The 16,034-nt window shown below is 68.5% G+C and carries 14 protein-coding genes; 5 read left to right on the forward strand and 9 right to left on the reverse strand.

Annotated features, from left to right (window positions below):
* Window positions 1–63 precede the first annotated feature (63 nt).
* A complete protein-coding gene (locus FBY33_RS18910; RefSeq protein WP_142031915.1) occupies window positions 64–444 on the reverse strand; it encodes a hypothetical protein in 381 nt (126 codons plus the stop codon).
* A 54-nt stretch (window positions 445–498) separates the two neighbouring features.
* Between FBY33_RS18910 and FBY33_RS18915 the strand changes: the two genes are divergently transcribed.
* Window positions 499–1,725 carry a class I SAM-dependent methyltransferase gene (locus tag FBY33_RS18915; protein WP_142031918.1) on the forward strand — a complete coding sequence of 409 codons (1,227 nt, stop codon included), beginning with the start codon at window positions 499–501 and terminating at the stop codon, window positions 1,723–1,725.
* Between the two features lie 4 nt (window positions 1,726–1,729).
* Here the strand turns inward: FBY33_RS18915 and FBY33_RS18920 are convergent, their stop codons facing one another.
* Both FBY33_RS18920 and FBY33_RS18925 read right to left on the reverse strand, forming a co-directional pair.
* On the reverse strand, window positions 1,730–2,548 hold the full coding sequence (locus FBY33_RS18920) for a shikimate 5-dehydrogenase (protein WP_268815879.1): 819 nt from the start codon (window positions 2,546–2,548) through the stop codon (window positions 1,730–1,732).
* 90 nt (window positions 2,549–2,638) lie between these two features.
* Window positions 2,639–4,087 carry a glycoside hydrolase family 3 protein gene (locus FBY33_RS18925; protein WP_142031920.1) on the reverse strand — a complete coding sequence of 483 codons (1,449 nt, stop codon included), beginning with the start codon at window positions 4,085–4,087 and terminating at the stop codon, window positions 2,639–2,641.
* Between the two features lie 388 nt (window positions 4,088–4,475).
* Here FBY33_RS18925 and FBY33_RS18935 point away from each other — a divergent pair, with 388 nt between their 5' ends.
* Window positions 4,476–5,627 (forward strand): glutamate--cysteine ligase, encoded by a 1,152-nt coding sequence (locus tag FBY33_RS18935; RefSeq protein WP_142031924.1) that lies wholly within the window; start codon window positions 4,476–4,478, stop codon window positions 5,625–5,627.
* A gap of 77 nt (window positions 5,628–5,704) precedes the next feature.
* Here the strand turns inward: FBY33_RS18935 and tsaD are convergent, their stop codons facing one another.
* The 6 genes from tsaD to FBY33_RS18965 are packed head-to-tail and all read right to left on the reverse strand — an operon-like array spanning window position 5,705 to window position 10,988.
* Window positions 5,705–6,796 (reverse strand): tRNA (adenosine(37)-N6)-threonylcarbamoyltransferase complex transferase subunit TsaD, encoded by a 1,092-nt coding sequence (gene tsaD / locus FBY33_RS18940; RefSeq protein WP_142031926.1) that lies wholly within the window; start codon window positions 6,794–6,796, stop codon window positions 5,705–5,707.
* Window positions 6,793–7,263: a ribosomal protein S18-alanine N-acetyltransferase gene (gene rimI / locus FBY33_RS18945; protein WP_442858355.1), complete on the reverse strand. Its 471-nt coding sequence runs from the start codon at window positions 7,261–7,263 to the stop codon at window positions 6,793–6,795. The genes tsaD and rimI overlap by 4 nt, the downstream gene beginning before the upstream one ends.
* A 44-nt stretch (window positions 7,264–7,307) precedes the next feature.
* Window positions 7,308–7,979 carry a tRNA (adenosine(37)-N6)-threonylcarbamoyltransferase complex dimerization subunit type 1 TsaB gene (gene tsaB / locus FBY33_RS18950; RefSeq protein WP_142031930.1) on the reverse strand — a complete coding sequence of 224 codons (672 nt, stop codon included), beginning with the start codon at window positions 7,977–7,979 and terminating at the stop codon, window positions 7,308–7,310.
* The gene (tsaE, locus tag FBY33_RS18955; RefSeq protein WP_142031932.1) at window positions 7,973–8,605 is read right to left on the reverse strand and encodes a tRNA (adenosine(37)-N6)-threonylcarbamoyltransferase complex ATPase subunit type 1 TsaE; all 633 of its coding nucleotides are present in this window, start codon (window positions 8,603–8,605) and stop codon (window positions 7,973–7,975) included. The genes tsaB and tsaE overlap by 7 nt, the downstream gene beginning before the upstream one ends.
* Window positions 8,602–9,840 (reverse strand): alanine racemase, encoded by a 1,239-nt coding sequence (gene alr / locus FBY33_RS18960; protein ID WP_142031933.1) that lies wholly within the window; start codon window positions 9,838–9,840, stop codon window positions 8,602–8,604. The genes tsaE and alr overlap by 4 nt, the downstream gene beginning before the upstream one ends.
* Before the next feature lie 56 nt (window positions 9,841–9,896).
* Window positions 9,897–10,988: a carbohydrate kinase family protein gene (locus FBY33_RS18965; protein WP_142031935.1), complete on the reverse strand. Its 1,092-nt coding sequence runs from the start codon at window positions 10,986–10,988 to the stop codon at window positions 9,897–9,899.
* A gap of 91 nt (window positions 10,989–11,079) precedes the next feature.
* Between FBY33_RS18965 and FBY33_RS18970 the strand changes: the two genes are divergently transcribed.
* The 3 genes from FBY33_RS18970 to FBY33_RS18980 all read left to right on the forward strand — a co-directional run bounded on the left by FBY33_RS18970 (window position 11,080) and on the right by FBY33_RS18980 (window position 15,631).
* On the forward strand, window positions 11,080–12,507 hold the full coding sequence (locus FBY33_RS18970) for a family 4 glycosyl hydrolase (protein WP_142031937.1): 1,428 nt from the start codon (window positions 11,080–11,082) through the stop codon (window positions 12,505–12,507).
* Between the two features lie 76 nt (window positions 12,508–12,583).
* Window positions 12,584–13,849 (forward strand): D-inositol-3-phosphate glycosyltransferase, encoded by a 1,266-nt coding sequence (gene mshA, locus FBY33_RS18975; RefSeq protein ID WP_142031938.1) that lies wholly within the window; start codon window positions 12,584–12,586, stop codon window positions 13,847–13,849.
* A 105-nt stretch (window positions 13,850–13,954) separates the two neighbouring features.
* The gene (locus FBY33_RS18980) at window positions 13,955–15,631 is read left to right on the forward strand and encodes a formate--tetrahydrofolate ligase (protein WP_142031940.1); all 1,677 of its coding nucleotides are present in this window, start codon (window positions 13,955–13,957) and stop codon (window positions 15,629–15,631) included.
* The last annotated feature ends 403 nt before the right edge of the window (window positions 15,632–16,034 follow it).

The raw sequence follows: 16,034 nt of genomic DNA on the forward strand, positions 1-16,034 counted from the left end.
GTCATGGGCGTACGCCTTTTTCAGGGTCCGACGACGGCGGCCCGGGGCGCCGGCCACGCTCCCCTATCGGCCCAGGTCGTCGAAGTCCACGTCTTCGCCGCCGTCGGCGTCGCCGCCGCCCGTCTTACGGGCGCGGAAGAGCACCCAGCCGGCCCCGGCTGCGGCGAGCGCCGCAATGACGAGGATGAAGATGCTCCCCATCCGGGCGCCGTCGTACAGCCCGCGGATGTCCCTGGCCTCCTGCGTGTTGTCCTGGACGTCGCTGCCGCCTACCGAATAGACGGTGGCGTTGAAGGTGTCCAGCAGGAAAATGATCACCAGCAGGGCGATGCAGACCACGGCCACCACGGCGGCGGCGATCATGACGGGACGGGCAAACCTTGCCGGGCCGCGGTCCCTGGGTTCGTGTCCGCCGGGCTCCACGGGGGCTGTGCTCTCATCCATGGTTTCAACAGTATCCGCATCCCCGCCCCGCGCTCCTCCACTAGGCTGGAACCCATGGCTCACGCTCCCCAGGACCAGATTGCACCCCTTTTGACCCCCGAAGGCTGGGACTTGCTGGCATCGCTGGGCCCCTACCGGGACGAGGACTCCTTTGAGCTCAATTCCGCACTCCGGAAGGCAGGGCACCCTGCCGAACTCGTATCCGCCGTCCTGACGCAGTCGCGGCTGCGTACCAGGGCCGAGGCTAAATTCGGCGAGTTTGCCCGGCAAATGCTCTTCACCCAGGCCGGCCTGGAGCAGGCCACGCGCCTGAACGTCGCCGCGCACCACGCACAGCGGTTCGCTGCTGCCGGGATCAGCCGCGTGGCGGACCTGGGCTGCGGGCTGGGCGCCGATGCCATGGCCCTGGCATCCCTGGACATCAACGTCACCGCAGTGGAAATGGACGAAACCACCGCGGCCTGCGCCACCATGAACCTCATCCCCTTCCCCAATGCCACGGTGGTCCACGCCGACGCGGCATCGGTCCCGCTGGAAGGGATCGACGGCGTCTGGCTGGATCCCGCGCGCCGCGTCACCTCCACGTCAGGGACTAAACGGATCTGGGACCCCGAGGCGTTCTCCCCTCCGTTGTCCTTCGTGGAGTCACTGGCTGCCGGGGGGAAGGCCGTAGGCGTGAAGATGGGCCCGGGCATGCCGCACGAGTCTGTTCCTGCGGGCTGCGAAGCCCAGTGGGTGTCCGTGGCCGGGGACGTCACCGAAGTGACGCTCTGGTTCAACGCCGTGCGCAGGCCCGGGGTCCGCCGCGCAGCCCTGGTCCTGGGTTCCCAAGGGCCCGCCGAGCTGACCAGCGCGGACGATTTCGGCGCCGGCCCGGCGGCGCCGGTGGGACCGGTGGAAGGCTACCTGTACGAACCCGACGGCGCCGTGATCCGGGCCGGGCTGGTGGCCGACGTGGCACTGCAGCTCGGCGGGCACCTGGTGGACGAACACATCGCCTACATCTGCGCCCCGGAACTCCTGGACACCCCGTTCGCCCGGGCCTACAAGGTCCTGGAGGTCATGCCCTACAACGTCAAGGCACTCAAGGCCTGGGTGAAGCAGGAGGGCATCACCGTGCTGGATATCAAGAAGCGCGGCACCGCGGTAACCCCCGAGGAACTGCGGAAGCAGCTGCTGCCCGGCGGAAAGAACTCCAAAAAAGGTGCCGCCAGGACCGCCACCCTGGTCCTGACGCGGATCGGCGAGGACCGGGTGGCCATCGTGGTGGAACCGGTATAGGCGCCTACTGGGCGCGCATGAACTCCTCGGCTGCCCGCACTTGCTCCGCCGTGGGCCGCACGCCGGTGTAGAGCACGAACTGTTCCAGTGCCTGGATGGTGGCCACTTCAGCGCCGGTGATCACAGGTTTTCCTGCTGCCCGCGCGGCACGGATCAGCGGCGTCTCCGCCGGGAGCGCCACCACGTCGAAGACCAGCCGGGCAGCGTCGATGGCCTCCGCGGGGAACGACAGGCTGTCCGCTTCCGCGCCGCCGGCCATGCCGATGGGGGTGACGTTGATGATCATGTCCGCCGTGCCGCCGTCGAACTCTGCACGCCATTGGAAGCCGTACTGGTCCGCGAGGGCACGTCCGGCAACCTCATTCCGGGCAATGACGGTGACGTCCCTGAACCCGGCATCCCGGAGGGCGGCAACCGTGGCTTTCGCCATGCCGCCCGCACCCTGGACCAGTACGGAATAGTCAGTGGGGACCGCGTTGGACGCCAGCAGCTGTTCGATCGCCGTGTAGTCGGTGTTGTACGCCTTGAGGCGCCCCTCCATGTTCACGATGGTGTTCACAGAGTCGATGGCCTTGGCGGAGGGGTCCATCTCGTCCACCAGGGCGATGACGTCCTCCTTGTAGGGCATGGAGATGGCACAGCCGCGGATGCCCAGTCCCCGGACGCCGGCGATGGCCTGTTCCAGGTTGGTGGGCGCGAACGCCTTGTAGATCCAGTTCAGGTCAAGCTGCCCGTACAGGTGGTTGTGGAAGCGGGTCCCGTTGTTGCTTGGCCGGGCCGAGAGCGAGATGCAGAGGGTCATGTCTTTATTCAGAATGGGCACCTGACCATTAAACCGTCCCCTCCCAACTGAGTAGCGGTAAGTGTCGTTTTGAGCGGTCAAAACGACACTTAGCGCTACCTACTTGGGGGGTCAGGGGCAGCCGGTTCCCGCAGGAAAGGGCCCGACGGCGGCGGGCAGCTTCCCGGGAGCGGGCGCCTTTCCTGCCAGCACGGCTGCCAGCGCATCGAAGGCGGTGTCCGTGCGGCCGTACAGCGCCAGCTTGACCGGGGCTGTGGAGTTCTGGAGCGGCCAGGGGGCATCGAGGGCCACGGCGATGTCTCCGCCCGCCGCCTTCCCGCCGAGGCCGATCAAATTCACCACCGGACCTGATCCAACCGCAAGGCCGGCGCGGGCCGCGGCTGCTTCGAAGCGCTCCCGGTCCCCCGGTCCCCCGCCGGCCACGCGTACAGCACCGGGAACAAGGGGGCCGCCGCAGGGACCGGAGACAACGGTAAGGGCCGATGCCGAAACCCGGGCCGACAACGCGGCGCCGCTGCCGGCCGGAGCACCTGCACGCGAGGTTCCGGCGGCCGCCGTGGTCCGGGCATGCCAGATCATCATGGTGGCCACCCGCTGCGCGGCCTCATCGAGCCGGGCGGCGGGAAGGGTCCCGGCGGCCACGGCCTGGAGGATGGCGGCGTGCGCCTGTTCCACGTCCGCGGGCATCAGCAGCAGGTCGGCGCCGGCTCCCAGGGCTTTCACCGCTGCCGCCCCGGCGGGGTACTGGTTGTCCACGGCCCCCATGTTGAGGGCGTCGGTCACGGCCACGCCTTTGAAGCCCAGGTCCCGCATAGCGGCGTAGCTTGGTGCGGAAAGCGACGCCGGCACGCCGGGTTCCAGCGCAGGCACGGCGATGTGCCCGGTCATGACGACCGGCAGGCCTGCGGCCACAGCCGCCTGGAAGGGCTTCCAGTCCCGGGCGCGGAGTTCGTCAATGCCGGCGGGCTGGACGGGCAGGCTGAGGTGGGAGTCCGTCGTGACCGAGCCGTGGCCGGGGAAATGCTTCACGGTGGGAAGCACACCCGCGTCGAGCATGCCCCGGGAAAAGGCCACCCCGTGGGCTGCGGCGGCGGCCGGATCGGCGGACATGGACCGCGCACCAATGGTGGGATCGCTGGGCCCGATGGTGACGTCGGTGTCCGGTGCGAAGTCGAGGTCGAAACCCAGCGGCACCAACTCGCTGGCCAAACCCTTACCTGCTTCCCGGGTCAGGGCCTGGTTGCCGGCTGCTCCGTAGCTCATGGGCGTGGGCCATTCGGTCAGCGGGCGCCCCAGGCGCGCCACGGCGCCGCCTTCCTGGTCCACGCCGATGATGCCCGGCCACTGACGGCCGTCGGCGGCCGCGGCCTGCTGCAGCCGCTGGTTCACAGCACCCATGCCGGCAACATCCACGTTCCCCTGCGGGTCCCGCGGCACGTTGTCGCCCATGATGATGGACCCGGCCAGGTGCAGGCGCTGGATGAGCGCGGCGTGCGCCTCCACCTGGCTGCCCTTGAAGAACGGGAGCAGCACCTGCCCGGCCTTCTGCTCCGGCGACATGGCTTTGACAGCGGCTGCCGCGGCGTCCTGGTCGCGCTGCTCCGGGCCCCACCCCAGGGGGCGGGAACCCGGATCAGGTGAGGCAGAAGCGGTGGGAGGCGCCGTCGTCGAACTCGCTGATGCGGAAGGTGACGCAGTGGTGGGTGCCACCGGGGACGACGGCGGGGCCGCGTTTGGCGAGGCGGTGCAGGAAACCAGGGCCAGGGCCGACAGGGCCAGAAGGAGCGGGAGGGATTCGGCAGGGCTGGTTTTGGCAGGGCTGTGACGCAGGGGGAACGGGGCCATCAATACGATGCTACCCCTGCACTAGACTTGAACCACCCGTTCGCCAGCCGGCGCAGCCTGTGAGCGGCATCAGCCAGCGGCAAACCGGACAGTAAGGAAACGTGTGAAGATCGACTTCGCGTCATCGAGGCAGTCAACCCTCGGTGTTGAGTGGGAGCTTGCCCTGGTGGACGGAAAAACGGGCGAGCTCGCGTCCGTGGCCAACCAGGTGCTCCGTGGCGTGGCCTCGCGCCACCCGGAACTCAACGAAGACGACGAACATCCGCACATCAAGCAGGAACTGCTGCTGAACACGGTGGAACTGGTCACCGGTATCTGCGAAACAGCCGCCGAGGCCAAAGAGGACCTGAGCCGGTCCGTTGCCGCCGTCCGCGAAATCACCGATCCCATGGGCGTGGAGCTGTTCTGCGCCGGCAGCCACCCGTTCAGCCCGCCGCAGCTGCAGCCCGTGACGGACAAGGCGCGCTACGCCAAACTGATCGACCGCACCCAGTGGTGGGGCCGGCAGATGGTCATTTACGGCGTCCACGTGCACGTGGGCCTGGATCGCCGGGACAAGGCCCTGCCCGTCCTGGACGGCCTGGTCAACTACTTCCCGCACTTCCAGGCGCTCTCCGCGTCCAGCCCGTTCTGGGGCGGCGAGGACACCGGCTATGCCTCCCAGCGCGCGCTGATGTTCCAGCAGCTTCCCACCGCGGGGCTGCCCTTCCAGTTCAAATCCTGGGAGGAATACGAGTCCTACGTGCAGGACATGACCACCACCGGCGTCATCGACACCATCTCGGAAATCCGCTGGGACATCCGGCCGGTGCCTGCGCTCGGGACCATCGAGATGCGCATCTGCGACGGCCTGGCCACGCTGGAGGAAGTGGGCGCCATTGCAGCCCTCACCCAGTGCCTGGTGGACGAGTTCTCCACCACCCTGGACAACGGCGGCACCATCCCCACCATGCCGCCATGGCACGTGCAGGAGAACAAGTGGCGCGCTGCGCGCTACGGCATGGACGCCATCATCATCCTGGACGCCGCAGGCCGGGAACAGCTGGTCACCGAGCACCTGCTCGAGACGCTGAACCGGCTGGAGCCGGTGGCAGCCAAGCTTCGCTGCCTGGACGAGCTTGCCGACGTCGAGAAAATCATCCGCCGCGGCGCCGGGTACCAGCGGCAGCGCCGCGTTGCCGCGGAGAACGGCGGGAACCTCCAGGCCGTGGTCCTGGACCTGGTCAAGCAGATGCGGAACGGCCCCACCGCCTGACTTGCTCTATCAGTTATCGTCCCTAAACCCTGCTTTTAGGGACCATAACTGATAGAGCATCGGCAGATGTTGCCGGATCAGGCCGGGAGAGATACCGACGTCACAGGCATGGACGAGTCCGGGGCGAAGCCGATTCCGCTGGGTTCAACGCCGGCCATCACCAACTGTGCGCCCAGTGCCGCCACCATGGCGCCGTTGTCGGTGCAGAGGTCCAGGGGCGGCACGTGCAGCCGGATGCCGGCGGAGGCGCAGCGCTGCCCCGTCAGTTCGCGCAGGCGTGAGTTGGCTGCCACGCCGCCGCCCAGCAGGACATCCCTGATGCCGTGTTCGCGGCAGGCCAGCACCGCCTTGGACGAGATCACGTCCACCACGGCTTCCTGGAAGGCGGCCGCGATGTCAGCCACCGGGATCTCCTCCCCACGGGCCTCGAACTGCTCCACGCACCGGGCCACGGCTGTCTTGAGGCCGCTGAAGGACCAGTCATACCGGTGCGGACCCGGCTCCTCCGCCGTGCCCATGTACTTGGGCTGGGTGAGGCCGCGGGGAAAGCGGATGGCCTTGGGATTGCCGCCGCGGGCCACCTTGTCGATGGCGGGGCCGCCCGGGTAGCCGAGGCCCAGGATGCGGGCCACTTTGTCGTAAGCCTCGCCCGCGGCGTCATCGATGGTGGAACCCAGGAGCTCCACGTCGCTGGTGATGCTGTTGATCCGCAGGATTTCAGTGTGTCCGCCGGAGACCAGCAGGGCGCCCAGGTTCTCCGGCAGCTCCTGCTTCCGGCCGTTGCCGCGGTCATCCAGGAGTCCCACGCCCACGTGTGCCACCAGGTGGTTGATCGCATACAGCGGCTTTCCGGTGGCGACGGCGAGCGCCTTGGCAGCGCACACGCCCACCATGAGTGCGCCGGCCAGCCCGGGCCCGGACGTCACGGCGATGGCGTCCACCTCGTCAAGGCTCACGCCGGCGTCTGCCAGTGCCTGCTCCAGGGTGGGGACGAACGCGTCCAGATGCGCACGCGAAGCGATCTCTGGAATGACGCCGCCGAACCGGACGTGCTCGTCCATCGAGGAAGACACGGTGTTGGTCAGGAGGGTGGTGCCGCGCACGATGCCGACGCCGGTTTCGTCGCAGGATGATTCGATGCCCAGCACCAGGGGCTGTGAGCGGTTCATGGCTGGCCTGCCTCCCTTGCGTGTTGGCCATCAGTTTCGGGTGCGGCGAGCTGGAGCCGCATGATCATGGCGTCCACCCCGTCGCGGTAGTAGCGGGGACGGATGTGGATCTGCTCGAAACCGAACCGCACGTACAGCTGCTGTGCGCGGGGGTTGTCGGCGCGGACTTCGAGCAGGACGTCGGCCGCACCGCGGTGCCTGGCCTCCCCGATCAGTTGCGTGAGCAGCGTGCTGCCAATGCCGCGCCCCTCATAGTCAGGGACGACGGCGATGGTCTGGATGTCCGCGATGGGCTCGATGCACATCAGCCCGGCATAGCCCACGATGCCGTCGCTGGTCTCCGCCACGAGGTAGCGGCGGGTCTCCGGCTGGGAGAGCTCGTCGATGAACATCTGCACGGGCCAGGCGTCAATCGGGAACAGCTGCTGCTCCAGGGCGCCGACGCCGGGCACATCGTCCAGGGTCATGTCACGGACGGTGACGGCTGCTGTGCGGGGTTCCGGGGTGGTACTCACAGTGCCCGCTTCCGTGGTCCGGGGACCTGGGCGTCCGATTCGCGCAGGTACAGGGGTGTGGTGTCCGGCAGGGCGTCGCCGGCAGCGAGCCTGGCCAGGGCGAACTGGCCAAGGTACAGTGCGTCAGGCTGCTCCGCCGCGAACTCCGGATGAGCGTGTAGGACGTCGGCGTAAAGGCCTGCGCCCGCGCCGAACGCGGGCAGGTCCGGCAGGCCGGCAGCGAATCCGACATGCGGACCGTCCTCCAGCTGCGGCAACTGGCCGTCGTCCAGGCTGTAGCGGGCCCAGTAGACCTCTTTCCGGCGGGCATCGGTCACCACCAGGAACTCCGGGACGGCGACAGTGGATTCGGCTACCTCCAGTGCCACCGCGTCCAGGCTCATCAGTCCGTGCAGGGGTTTGCCCCAGACAAACGCGAGTGTCCGTGCCGTGGCAATGCCCGAGCGCAGCCCGGTGAAGGGGCCAGGACCCACCCCCACCACCAGCGCATCGATGTCCTGTCCGGTGACGCCGGCGTCTGCCAGCATGGCGTGGATGCCCGGCGCGAGCACCTCGGCATGGCTGCGCGTGTCTTCGGTGGCGAAGCTGGCCAGCACGCCTTCCGGTGCTTCATTGGACAGCAGCGCCGCGCTGGCCACTGCGGAGGTGTCAATCGCGAGGATCAGCATGGGATGTTTCCTTGCGGCGCATCAAGTTCCGGTCCGCCCAGTTCCGGCCCGCCCAGTTCCGGGGCGCTTGCCCACCTCGGCCCGTACCCGCGCATCACGATGGTGCGCGGCTCGTCGGTGTCCTCGCCGTCGAAGTCCAGGGTCCCACCTCCGGCTCCGCTGGCAGAGATATCAAGCCCGATGGCACGCAGGAGGTCGATTTCCAGCCGGCTGTCGCTCAGGTGCTCCACCCGCTCATGCCCCCACTCCACCACCGTCACGGACGAGTCCATGGTGTTTTCGAGGTCGATGTCGTCAATTTCCGCCGCCGAACCCAGCCGGTACGCGTCCACGTGCACCAGGTCGGGGCCGCCGGGTCGCGGGCCATCGGGCAGGTTCGGGTGGATCCGGACCAGGACGAACGTTGGCGAGATGATGCCGGCGCGGACACCCAGGCCCTCGCCCAGTCCCTGGGTGAACGTCGTTTTTCCGGCACCCAACTCGCCGGACAGCACCAGCAGGTCCCCGGCCTGCAGCACCTCCGCCAAACGCGCGCCGAACGCGTGCGTCTGGTCCGCCGTCGTCGCCGTGAATGTCTTTTCCCAGTTGGCGGCCGGGTTGGCGGCCAACTCTTCCGGCGCGCTCATGCGGCCCCCGCCGTGCGGGGCACGCCCACCAGGCCCTGGCCGCTGCCCGCCGGTTCGTCCTCGTTGATGAAGCGGCGCGGAACACGGGGGCTGATGCGGGTCACGATCTCATAGTTGATGGTTCCGGCGGCGCGGGCCCAGTCCTCCGCTGTGGGTCCGCCGTCGGCACCGTCACCAAAGAGGACGGCTTCCGTACCCTGCAGTGCCGCCCCGGATGCCTCGGGCCCAAGGTCGATGACCATCTGGTCCATGGCGATCCGGCCCACTACCGGATAGGTCTTCCCGCCTACGCGGACGGGCCCGCCGGTGGCGATCCGCGGTACGCCGTCGGCATAGCCCATGGGAATCAGGGCCAGGGTGCTCGCGCTCCTGGTGCGGTAATGCAGGCCGTAGGAGACGCCCTGTCCTTCGGGAACCTCCTTGCACTGCGACACCAGGGTGCGCAGCGTCATGGCCGGACGAAGCCCGAGCTCGGCTGAGGTCTGGCCGTCAAACGGCGACAGACCGTAGATGCCCAGGCCAACCCTGACCAGGTCGAAGTGGGTGTCCGGCCGGGACAGGGTGGCGGGGGTGTTGGCGAGGTGCCGGACCTCGGGGTCCACGCCCGCGTCCTCGGCGATGGCCAGCGCCTCCCGGAAGGCGGCCACCTGCTGGTCAGTCTCGGGCCGCTCCGGCTCGTCAGCCACGGCCAGGTGGGAGAAGATGCCCACCACGCGCAGCAGGCCCTGGTCCTGGTACTCCACGGCCTCCCCCACCAGGCGGTCCCAGGCCTCGGGGGTGGCTCCGTTGCGTCCCAGCCCAGTGTCCACCTTGAGGTGCACCCGTGCCGGGCGCTCCTGTTCACGGGCGGCGGCCACGATGCGTTCCAACTCCCAGCCGGAGCAGCCAATGTCGACGCCGGCGGCCACGGCGGCGCCGAAGTTGCTGTCCGTGGTGTGCAGCCAGGCGAGGAGCGGCGCGTCGATGCCGGCTGCGCGCAGCGCGAGGGCCTCGGAAATGTGGGCCACTCCGAGCCAGGCTGCGCCGGCCTGCAGGGCTGCGCGGGCGACTGGAACGGCGCCGTGCCCGTACGCATCCGCTTTGACCACTGCCATGACTTTCGCGGGGGAAGCTGCGGCGGCAAGCCGGCGGACGTTGTGCCGGATGGCGTCAAGGTCGATCACGGCGGACCGCTCGTGGCGGGGGTTCGGCCCGGAGGCAGCGCTGAATTCACCGGTTGTTGCGGGGTAAGTCACCTAAGTGATTCTAGTGCGGGCACTTCGCGCCGAATAATCAGGGCCTCCAGGACTCCCTAGGCATCCGACAGGTGAGCGATGGTGGCTGCCGCCCTGCGCTGGGCTGCCAGCGGCACGTCTTCGATGATGTCCGCGAGGAACGCGAAGCGCCGCAGCCATTGGCTCGTCTGCCGTTCCGGGCGGGCGTTGGCGCGTCTCCACCAGTCGGCGATGTCGCCCCAGCCCGGGGCGGCCAGCGAGCCGCCCACCTCCTGTACCGCCAGGGCCGCGCACAGGTTGGCGAACCGCAGCCTGTCCCCCAGGGGCCAGCCGGCCAGGGTTCCCACAATGAACGCCGCGTCAAAGCAGTCGCCCGCTCCGGTGGGGTCATGTGCCTTGACCGGAAGCGACGGGACCCACTCTTCCTCACCGGTTTCCGAGTCCACGGCCATGGCGCCCTGGGGACCCAGGGTCACAACCGCCACCGGAACACGGTCCGCCAGCGCGTAGAGGGCACTCCAGGGATTGTCCTTGCCAGTGAACGCCATGGCCTCACGCTGGTTGGGCAGGAAGGCGTAGAAGTACTGCAGGTTGTCGAGCCGCACCGGGGCCCACTCCCCGCTGGGGTCCCACCCCACGTCCCCAAACAGCCTCACCCCGGCGGCATGGGCTGCCCGGGCCCACGGCTCAACCTCGAGGCCCACCTCGGCGATGCCGGCGCGCGCCTTGGGCGGGTCTCCAATCAGCTCGGAGTTTGTCACCGGCGCCGAGTGTCCGTGGGTTACCAGGGAACGGTCGCCGTCCACGCAGAGGGACACCGTCACCGGCGAGTGCCAGCCCGGGACGCGGCGGGAGAGGCTGAGGTCAACGTGCTCCTGGCCGGAGAGGATCTTCCAGTTGAAGTCCCCGTAACCGTCGTCCCCGAACGCGGCAGCCAAACCGGTGCGCAACCCCAGCCTGGCAGCGGCGATGGCCTGGTTCGCCACCCCGCCGGGGCAGCTGCCCATGCCGTCGCTCCAGATTTCCGTGCCGGGTTCGGGGCCGTGGGGCAGGCCGGTGAAGATGATGTCCTGGAACACGGTTCCGGCCAGCAGGAGGTCGAATCCGGGTTCCCCGGGTGAACGGACGGCAGCCAGGGGGTCGAAGGGGCGTGCGGGGATCGCGTCCATAGTGCGCAGGATACGCCGTGCCCCACAGCTGCGGTAGGGACCTTCGACAGGTGTGGACGGGGTGTCGGAGGCTGGTCCTAGACTGCATGGTATGCGGCTTCTGATTGCCGGCGGCGGGGGTTTCCGGGTTCCGTTGATATTCCGGGCCCTGGTGTCCGGCCGCTTTTCGGGACTGGTCACCGAACTGGTGCTGTACGACGTCGATCCCGCCCGCCTTGATGCCGTCACCGCGGTGCTGGAGAGCATGCCCGGGGGTGACGGTGCCCGTCTTCCGGTCCGTGCCACCAACAATCTTGCCGAAGCCCTGTCCGGCACCACGATGGTGTTCGCCGCGATCCGGCCGGGCGGCACGGCGGGGCGCGTTGCGGACGAGGCGGTGGCGCAGGACCTGGGACTGCTGGGGCAGGAAACCACGGGGGCCGGCGGGATTTCCTATGCTTTGCGGACCATTCCGCACATGCTGCACCTTGCCCGGTTGATGCGGGAACACTGTCCTGACGCGTCGCTGATCAATTTCACCAACCCCGCCGGAATGGTCACGGAGGCGCTGGTTCCGGTCCTTGGGCGCCGGGTCATCGGGATCTGTGATTCTGCGGGCGGCCTGGTGCAGCGGGCGGCGGCCGCTGCCCGCGTGCAGTTGCCGGAAGGGCGGCTCGACGGCGTGGGCTACTACGGGCTGAACCACCTGGGCTGGCTGTACCGGCTGGAGTCCGGCGGCCGGGACGTGCTGCCTGCCCTGTTGGCCGACGCCGGGGCTCTCCAGTCGTTCGAGGAAGGCCGGCTCTTCCCGCAGCCGTTCCTGGCGGAACTGGGCATGCTTCCCAACGAGTACCTGTACTACTACTACCAGCGTGACGCAGCCCGGCGGGCCATGCAGGCAATGGCGCAGACCCGCGGCGAAAGCATCCACCACCAGCAGCAGGAGCTGTATCCCCGGCTGGCCTCTGCGGGGCCTGACGCCTACCGGTTGTGGGAGGAGGCGCGGCGCTCCCGCGAGGAGGGCTACCTGGCCGAGGCCAGGCACGACGGCGAGCGCCGGGCCGAGGAGGACCTGGCCGGCGGCGGCTATGAGCGGGTGGCGCTGGCGGCCATGCGGGCACTCGCCGGTGGCGGGGACACCCAACTGGTCCTGAACACCCGGAACACGCTGGCCCCGGCCGGGCAACCCGAAGCCCACGCACCCGCGTCCGCCACGGCTCCAGCAGCCGTTACCCAACCCGCCATTCCCGGCCTTCCCGCGGACGCCGTCGTCGAGGTTCCCTGTACCGTGACTGCCTACGGCGCGGTCCCCCTGCCGCAGCAGGCACCGGACGGCCCGCAGCTCGGCCTGCTCCAGCGGGTCAAAGAGGTGGAACGGCTCGTGGTCCTTGCTGCCACCACCGGCAACCGTGACGCGGCCCTGGAGGCCTTTGCCCGGCACCCGCTCGTGGAGCCGCCGGACCGGGCGGCGAAGCTTCTGGCGGGTTACGAGCAGGCTTTCCCGGCTTTGGGGAAGATGTGGGAGGGCGGCAGGCGTTAGGGGAAGGAGTAATGTTTTATCGAATGCGCACTGAGCCGGCTCCCCTGACACCTGCCGGCTGCCGGAAGGAGGTCCCGTGGCATTGATCCGCAGGGTCGCGTTACTTTCCCTCCACACCTCCCCCATGGAACAACCGGGCTCCGGTGATGCCGGTGGAATGAATGTCTACATCCGCGAGCTGGCGTCCGCGCTGGCCGAGGCGGGCGTGGAGGTGGAGATTTTCACGCGCGCCACCTCAGCGGACCAGCCCGCCGTCGAACATCCCGATCCCGGCGTGTGCGTGCACAATGTCATGGCCGGACCGCCCCGGAAGATCCCCAAAGAGGAGCTTCCCGGGCTGCTGCACGCCATGGTGGCCCAGATCGAGCAGATCCGGCGCCGCCAGCCGCACGGCCGCTACGACGTCATCCATTCGCATTACTGGGTGTCCGGGATCGCCGGCCTGGAACTGTCCGAGCTGTGGGGCGTGCCGCTGGTGCACACCATGCACACCATGGCCAAGGTCAAGAACCTGCTGCTGGAGTCCGGCGAACAGCCCGAGCCCCGGCGGCGCGAGGTGGGCGAGCACCGCATCGTGGACGGCGCGGCCAGGCTTATTGCCAACACCAGTTCCGAAGCAGCCGAACTCGTCTCCCACTACGGTGCCACGTACGACCGCATCGACATCGCCCCTCCCGGGGTGGACCTGGCCACCTTTACCCCCGCGTTCCGTGCCCGGTCCCGGGCCCAGCACGGCATCAGCCCGGACACCTTCCACCTGGTGTTCGCCGGCCGCATCCAAAGGCTGAAAGGCCCGCAGGTCCTGGTCAAGGCGGCGGCGCTGCTGCGGAAACGCCGCCCGGACATCGATCTGCGCGTCACCATCCTGGGCGCCTTGAGCGGCAACAAGGAATTCAACCTGCGCTGCCTGATTGCGGAGGCAGGAATGGACGACGTCGTCACGCAGCTTCCGCCCGTGAAGGCACCTGAGCTGGCGTCCTGGTTCCGCGCGGCGGACGTAGTGGTGATGCCGTCCTTCAGCGAGTCCTTCGGGCTCGTGGCGCTTGAGGCGCAGGCCTGCGGCACGCCCGTGGTGGCCACCCGGGTGGGCGGGCTCTCCCGCGCCATCTTCCACGGCCGGACCGGCCTGCTGGTGGACGGGCACCACGCAGCGGACTGGGCCGATGCCCTGGAAGCCCTGTACGACGACCCCGCCACCCGCGAGGATCTGGGCCGCGCCGCCGCTATCCGCGCCCAGAACTCCGGCTGGCAGCGCACGGCTGCCATCACGCTGGAAAGCTACCACGCCGCCGTCGAAAACTTTGTGGGCCGGCGACTGGCCCCGGTTGTTCCGGCTTCCTGATTTTCCTTCCCCAGCTTTTCCTTCGCCGGCGCCTTGGGTGCTGTTAGCTTAGGGGCAGGTCTCCGGCGCCGCCCGGTACAGGAGCCTGTGCAGGAAAGGACAAGGATGTCTGCTCTCCCCTCTGATCTTCAGATAGCCCGTGCTGCGCAGATCCGGCCCATCGGGGATATCGCGGTTGCCGCAGGGATCAACCCTGAAGCCCTGGAGTTGTACGGGCGGTACAAGGCAAAGATCGACCCCGCACGCCTGGACGCGCCGCCACCGGCCGGGAAGGTGGTGCTGGTGTCGGCCATGTCCCCCACGCCGGCCGGCGAAGGGAAGTCGACCATCACGGTGGGGCTGGCAGATTCCCTTGCCCGCGCCGGCCACAAGGTGATGATCGCCCTGCGGGAGCCGTCGCTCGGTCCGGTGCTGGGCATGAAGGGCGGTGCCACTGGAGGCGGCTACTCACAGGTGCTCCCCATGGATGAGATCAATCTGCACTTCACCGGCGACTTCCATGCCATCACGTCGGCCAACAACGCCCTGATGGCCCTGGTGGACAACCACATTTACCAGGGCAACGCCCTGAATATCGACCCGCGGCGGATGACCTTCAAGCGTGTGCTGGACATGAACGACCGTGCCTTGCGGGAAGTGGTGATCGGCTTGGGCGGCCCCTCCCAGGGTGTCCCGCGCCAGGACGGGTTCGACATCACCGTGGCATCCGAGATCATGGCTGTTTTCTGCCTGGCCACGGACATTGCTGACCTCAGGGAGCGCCTGGGCCGGATCACCTTCGGGTACACCTACGACCGCGCACCCGTGACAGTGGCCGATCTGGGCGTGCAGGGGGCCCTGACCCTGCTGCTGAAGGAAGCCGTCAAACCGAACCTGGTGCAGACCATCGCGGGCACCCCTGCCCTGGTGCACGGCGGCCCGTTCGCCAACATTGCCCACGGCTGCAACTCCCTGATCGCCACCCAGACAGCCCGGCGGCTGGCGGACATCGTGGTGACCGAGGCGGGCTTCGGCGCAGACCTGGGGGCGGAGAAGTTCATGAACATCAAGGCCCGGATCGGCGCTCTGGCCCCCTCCGCCGTGGTGGTGGTGGCCACGGTCCGTGCCCTGAAGATGCAGGGCGGGCTGGCCAAGGCCGAACTGACCCGGCCGGACCCGGCTGCACTGGAAGCCGGCACAGAGAACCTGCGCCGGCACATCCGCAACGTGGAGAAGTTCGGCGTGACCCCCGTTGTGGCCATCAACCAGTTCTCGTCCGATTCGCCCGAGGAACTCGACTGGCTGCTCGCCTGGTGCGCGGCCGAGGGTGTGCCGGCGGCCGTTGCCGATGTATGGGGCCGGGGCGGTGGCGGGGACGGCGGTGATCAACTCGCGGCTTTGGTCGCCGAGGCGGTGGCCGGGCCCAACAGCTTCAGGCACCTCTACTCCCTGGGGCTGTCGGTTGAGGACAAGATCCGGACCATCGTGCAGGAGATTTACGGCGCGGACGGCGTGGACTTCTCCGTCCCGGCCCTGAAGCGGCTCGCCGATATCGAGCGCAACGGATGGGGCTCGCTGCCCGTGTGCATGGCCAAGACGCAGTACTCCTTCACGGACGAAGCCTCCCGCCTGGGCGCCCCCAAGGGCTTCACCATCCATGTCCGCGACCTGCTGCCCAAAACCGGCGCGGGCTTCATCGTGGCGCTGACCGGGGCCGTGATGACCATGCCCGGCCTCCCCGCCGTCCCGGCAGCTCTGCGGATGGACGTGGACGCTGACGGCAACCCGGTCGGCCTCACCTGACACCCCCGAGTTGCTCTATCAGATATGGTCCCTAACCTCCGGGTTTAGGGACCATATCTGATAGAGCAACGAAAGGGTGTGGACAACTTCTGCAGGGCCCGGGACTTACGGGCAACAATGATCCCCATGCGACCCGTCCCGCCACTGCCGGCCCATCTCGCAAGTTCTCCCTTCACGGTCCTTGAAGCGAGGGCCGCAAGCCTGAGCCCGGGACGGCTACGCTCGTCCGATCTGACTACCGGAGGCCGAGCGCTGTATCTGCCCTCCACGTGGGAGTTTGAGCTTCCGGCTCTGGCACGTGCCTTATCGGCAGCAACTCCCGGAGCATGGATTTCACACCAGACAGCAGCGATACTTCTGGGACTCTGGCTCCCGCCGTGGCTGAAGGATTGCAGGGATCTGC

Origin of the sequence: Arthrobacter sp. SLBN-112 (assembly GCF_006715225.1) — a bacterium.
In the GTDB taxonomy this organism is placed as follows: domain Bacteria; phylum Actinomycetota; class Actinomycetes; order Actinomycetales; family Micrococcaceae; genus Arthrobacter.